At 41.8% G+C, this 5,452-nt stretch carries 4 protein-coding genes; 3 read left to right on the top strand and 1 reads right to left on the bottom strand.

The genetic code is table 11. From position 1 onward, the window contains the following. Positions 1-310: 310 nt before the first annotated feature. On the bottom strand, positions 311-679 hold the full coding sequence (locus ACWB1W_RS07710) for a hypothetical protein (RefSeq protein WP_479370791.1): 369 nt from the start codon (positions 677-679) through the stop codon (positions 311-313). Between the two features lie 639 nt (positions 680-1,318). Between ACWB1W_RS07710 and ACWB1W_RS07705 the strand changes: the two genes are divergently transcribed. The 3 genes from ACWB1W_RS07705 to ACWB1W_RS07695 all read left to right on the top strand — a co-directional run. Continuing rightward, complete coding sequence (locus ACWB1W_RS07705) at positions 1,319-2,917, top strand: hybrid sensor histidine kinase/response regulator (protein WP_479370790.1); 1,599 nt, start codon at positions 1,319-1,321, stop codon at positions 2,915-2,917. After that, the gene (locus ACWB1W_RS07700) at positions 2,911-4,824 is read left to right on the top strand and encodes a TonB-dependent receptor plug domain-containing protein (RefSeq protein WP_479370789.1); all 1,914 of its coding nucleotides are present in this window, start codon (positions 2,911-2,913) and stop codon (positions 4,822-4,824) included. The genes ACWB1W_RS07705 and ACWB1W_RS07700 overlap by 7 nt, the downstream gene beginning before the upstream one ends. After that, positions 4,821-5,452, top strand: a 632-nt coding sequence (locus ACWB1W_RS07695; protein WP_479370788.1) for a hypothetical protein, incomplete at its 3' end; no start/stop codon positions are given. The genes ACWB1W_RS07700 and ACWB1W_RS07695, both read left to right, overlap by 4 nt.

The following is a 5,452-nucleotide window of genomic DNA, read 5'->3' as shown; positions in this document are numbered from 1 at the left end:
TTTTTTAAGCCCTTATCCCTACGAAGATTTTATGAAAAGAGGCCAAGGTGGAAATCTTTTTTGATATTCAAGAGACCTTTGCAAAATTGGCGAGAGATCTTTTGTTATTAATGAGGGCATTAAAAGTCCGACAAATTATAGGATCCGTTCCTATTTTTCGTCCCGAAAAATAGGAACGGATCCCGAAGAGAAATGTTGCCTAAAAAATGCTCCCATTAATATAAGCACAACTAAGGGCTTTAAAAAAGGCGTTTTGCAAAGGTCTCATTCAATTTGATTTTAAGTTTCCGAAAAATGGCAATACGGAGGTTTAGTGAAGAAACCACTTTAAAATGCCGATTAAGATACCCGTCCAAGTAGCTAGCTGGCTGGCCCAGAAGATAAACATCCATTTGAGAATATCTGCTCGCGCTCCCTCAATTTCCTTCTGGAGCCTAAGCTCCGTCTCTTTGAGCTCTTTTCTTACTTGCTCAACTTCAAGTCGGACTTCTTCGATCTCCTTCTGGAGCCCAAGTCTTACTCCCTCAATTTCCTTCTGGAGCCTAAGCTCCGTCTCTTTGAGCTCCTCGGAGGTGGCGGCTTTTCTTGATTCCACATATTCGGCGAATTCGGCCAGGATAGTGGCTTTATCCTTGCCGAGATCCTGGAAGGCTTCGTAAAGTTTTAAGGCGTAACCCATAAGGAAAACTCCAAAATTTGGGGTGATTTTTGTAAAGAATAAAACAATTTTTAGAAGTTATCCAGCATCCTGAATCCTGGTTATTTTGAACCCCCTTCTTAAGGAGAAAACGGCCCCGCCCTCTTCTCGAAGGAGGGAATGGCTCTCCCCTCACAGGGAAGGGGGCTATAAACTTCCAAGTTTCCTTTCCCCTACCCTCAGCCAGGGCGATGTTTTCTTTTTAGATTCGAAAAAAAAAGTTTTTAAGTTTCAACCTTCAGTAAATTTTACTCTTCGTTTCAACCTTCAGTAAATTTTACTCTTCAGTGGTAAAATTCGAAAATATACTAAAAGATGGCAAAATTTTTCTGCAATAACAAAGAAAAGTTTGGTTTGTTGACACTATAATTTGTTTTGTTAACATAGACACTTAAGTTCTATCTTTTAAAAGAGGGTGGAAAAATTAAACCTCTCTTTTATTCTATAGGAAGGCGTTTTCTTTTTCTGGCTCTGGTCCTTGAATTAGCCGGTATTATTTATACCGGCTTTCTTTCCTGGAAAATTATCAGAACGGAGTTGATCAAACAGGCCTCAATCCGACTCAACCTTGCGGCCTCTGATTTGCGTTTAAAGGTTCAAGATCTTCAATTTGAGTATCAAATGGCTCAACTCACTTCTCCCTTGCAGGGAACGGAACTTTATCTCCTAAAGAAAGAAAAATTGCTTAATGCTGTAGCATCCAAGGCTCAGGAAGCTAGTCTTATCTATTTGGTAATAGACGAAAGTGGTTCCCCCATTGCAGGATCGGTAAAGGATCCAAATTCATTTTTCTCCCGCGTGGTCAGGGAAAAAATCATCGAAGTTCCAGAATTTTCTTTCATTATCTATTTAGGAATTCCAAGGGAAGAGTTGAAAAAGGCTCTTCGCCAGGGCTTATTTTATTACGCTTTTTCAGTTGTTATAGGTACCGTTCTCATCTTACTTGCAGGGTACTCAGTTTACTTCCTCTGGATAAGAGAACCGCTGACTCAAGTAGTAGAGGCCCTAGAAAAGGGACAAGAGCTTCGCCTCTGTGGCCTAAAAGAATTAGATCTCCTAGTAAAGAGCATTCGTGAAGCTCTTAAAAGAGAAAAAGAATTGATGCAAAAACTGAACTTCACAGAAAAGATGAGCGCCTTAGGAGTACTTGCTGGAGGTTATGCTCATGAATTTAACAATCTTCTCCAAATAATTTGTGGAAGCCTTGATATTTCAGAACATTTTATACAACAGGGAGAGGCGGAGAAGGCTCTCAAATCTCTTGAAAGAGCGAAAAAGGCAGCTCTCAAAGGCAAAGAAATATCAGGCCGCATTCTGGGGCTTGGCCGGCGTAAGCCTTCAAGCAGAGGTTCTTTTTTACGCCCCACAGTTATCCAAGCTTTAGAATCCATAAGAAGTGGCCTTTCAGCTCGGGTAAAGCTCTCTTGGGAAGAAAGCGATAAGGATTTCTATACCCCTCTTTCCGAAGAAGAATGGCAAGAAATTTTATTTAACCTAATTCTTAATGCCAGAGATGCTATTTTGGCTAAGGATATCGAGGATGGAGAAATAAAGGTTCGTCTAGTAGAAAAAGATGAACTTGTGGGGGTGGAGGTAGAAGACAACGGATGCGGGATTCCAGAAGAGATCCGTACCAGAATTTTTGAACCCTTCTTTACTACCAAAGAACCGGGCAAAGGAACCGGCTTGGGACTTTACTTGATTCACCGTTTGGTCACCGAAATCGGGGGACGGATGGAATTAGAAAGCACCCCTGGGAAGGGGACAGTGGTAAGAGTCCTTGTTCCACGAATTGAAGCCCCGAAAGAGGAGGCTCCTGAGACCAGCAAAACTAAACCCGTTGTTAAAGCCCTCAAGGCCCAAATTTTAGTAGTGGACGACGAGGAAGACCTACGTAACAACCTTGTAGATCTTCTCAACCTGTGGAATTACAAAGCTGAAGGTGCCTCTTCTGTAGAAGAGGCTCTAGAGAAGCTTCAAAAAAAGGACTACCAAATCCTTTTGGTAGATCTTTTTATGCCCGGCAAAAACGGTCTTCACCTCATAAAAGCCCTTCCGGAAGAGTTTTCCGGAAAAGTAATATTAATAACAGGTTTTACCGGAGAGTTGGAAGAAAAAATTCAAGAATTTCTTAAAAATGGGCGTATCCGAACCCTTTTACGTAAACCATTTTCTTCCGAGGAGGTAAAAAAGATAATCCAAGAGGTACTTCTATGTTGATCCTTTTCTTTTTGGTATTTGTTTTCGTTTTTCCGAAAACTTCCTGTGCAGAATATTATCAAATGGCACTTCGAGAACTACAGGTGGCTAAGGGAGCCTCGCTTTTGATCGAACCTCCTGAAGAAACTCCTTGGATTACTACGATAATTACTGCTGAAGAAATAAGACGCTTTGGATGGTACAATTTCCGGGATCTTCTTGAATATCAGCCCTCTTTTTATTTAGTACAAGACATAAACGAACGAGTAATTGCTCATCGTGGCATTTTTCGCACTAACACCTCTCATCTTCTCGTATTGGAAGAAGGGGTAGACCTATCTATTCCCGAATTTCACGCCTTTGTTGCTGATGCTTCATTTCCCATGTATGGAATCTCTCGTATAGAAATTGCAAGAGGGCCAGGAGCCAGCCTTTACGGAGACGCCGCTTTTACCGGAGTGATTAATCTCGAACGCCGGGCTTTACCTCAAAACTTTGGGGCAAAAGTCGGTATGGGAGACTATGATCGAGAAGAGACAAACCTTGCTTTTCGCATACACAGGTCCACTATCGGAAAAATAGAAGGGCTTTTCCATTATGCCGATCTGGAAGGAGAGGAGTTTCACGGTCCGGACTATACCCAACTCCTTCACCCTCGACCTAAGAATTATGCCTTATCCTTGAGATGGGCTCGAGGACCTTTGACACTTTCTTATTGGAGACTTTTCTCTCGTTATGATACCCCTCGCTCCCAAAAGGGATATCCCCTCATGGCAGAAGATCTTAAACCATTCGGCTCGCGAGAGAAGGTTCGGCAAAACATTTTACATCTCACTGGTAATTTCCAGTTTGAGAACATAGAGTTTCACATCTCTCCTTATTTCCGTTCGTTCAAAATTGATACTCCGCAAGTAAAAATCACTCATACCGAGGGGGACTTCCTCGGGCTCGACATAAAATTATCTGGTCGAGCTTGGGGTATAAAAACTCATTTTCTTTGGCCTCACCGACACGGAGAGTTTCTTTGGGGAGCGAAATGGGAAAGGGAAAGTTATGAAAAAAACCGCATCAAAAGTTACTCCCCCAAGGGCTTGGGAAGAGTAGATTATCCTGAACAAAAAGAAAATAACTGGGCCATTTTTGCCCAAGAAAAAATACGTATTCTCAAAAGTCTCTGTCTCAATCTGGGAATACGTTATGATCACTACGAGAGCTTCGGCGGAGAGTGGTCTCCCAGATTAGCCCTTATTTGGAAAGCTTTTCCTAGGCTTACTTTCAAATTTACTTATGGGGAAGCCTTTCAGGCTCCTCCTTATTTTTACCGGCAAAGAAATAAATTTGGCTACGGAGCCTCGAAAAACCTGGAGGCGGAGAAAGTTTCTACTTCTCAAGCTTCAATTATTTACCAAATAAATTATTTTTTTTATTTCTCCCTTACGGGTTATTTCTCCCATTTTAAGGATCTCTTAGTATATTCCCCAAAAATTCAGGCCTATAATAATGCCGGACATCTCGACCTCTGGGGGTTGGAGTTTGAAGCCAGACGTCTGGGAAAAAACTGGATGGGATTTCTAAATTACTCCTTTCAAACGGTAGATAAAAAGAAAAATCTAGACAGAGTTTCAGGAAAAAGGCTTCTCTACATCCCCCGCTGGATGGTAAAAGGAGGAATTAGTTTTCGGCTTAGTAGTCAGCCGGAATTTTTCCTCTCCCCACAGTTTAGGCTTTATGGTCGTACCCGTACTCCTTCGGGTTGGCTTTCTCCTTACTCTGTGTGGGATTTGAACCTTCTTTTACAACATAAACCCTATGAAATTTCCTTTAAGATCGAAAACCTCTTCGACCATCATTATTATCGTGGGGGCACCGTGCCCCCTTATCCCTGGCCGGGGCGCCTTTTTATGTTGAGATTGGGAGTAAGATTTTGAAAAGGCTAGTTTGCCTAATAGTAGGCATTTTCCTGATGACTTATCCGGCTTTGGCTGGTTCGCGGCTGGCTTTAATTGCTGATCCCGAATTCTCGTCCTTAGCTAAAATTCTCCAGAAAAGACTTTCAGCGGTTTCCATTTCTGATCCATCACCTCAACTTTGTATTTTTCCTGAAGTTCTCGTCCTAGGACCCAAATCTTATCTTCGAGTGAGAAAAATCCATTGCCAGGCCCAAAAAAGATATGTGTCTGGCATTCTTTATCCCTCTCTTTTTGGACTCCCCTCCGAGAAGGAAATTTTTATCCCCATTTTGCCTCCCTGCAAAAGCCTTAAGAAAGTCCTGGGACGGAAAAAAATTGTCACTATTTATTCATCTTATCTCGAATATTATTGTAGAGAACTTTCTTCATGTCTTGAGATTAGGGCCTTCAAAGTAGTTGATCACTATCATCTCCCAGAAGTCTTCACAAAAGTGAAGATCCTTACAAAAAAAGGATACGTCTTTCTTATTCTTCCTGACCCCGTCCTCCTAGAATCGCGAGGCTATGAAGCTCTAATAAAATTTCTTTCTAAATACCACCCTTCCACTTTGGATCTTTTAGGGATAAGAGAAATTTCGACCCGAAG

The sequence above is a fragment of the Aquifex sp. genome, from assembly GCF_056494385.1.
This window is presented reverse-complemented; position numbering and strand designations above follow the sequence as displayed.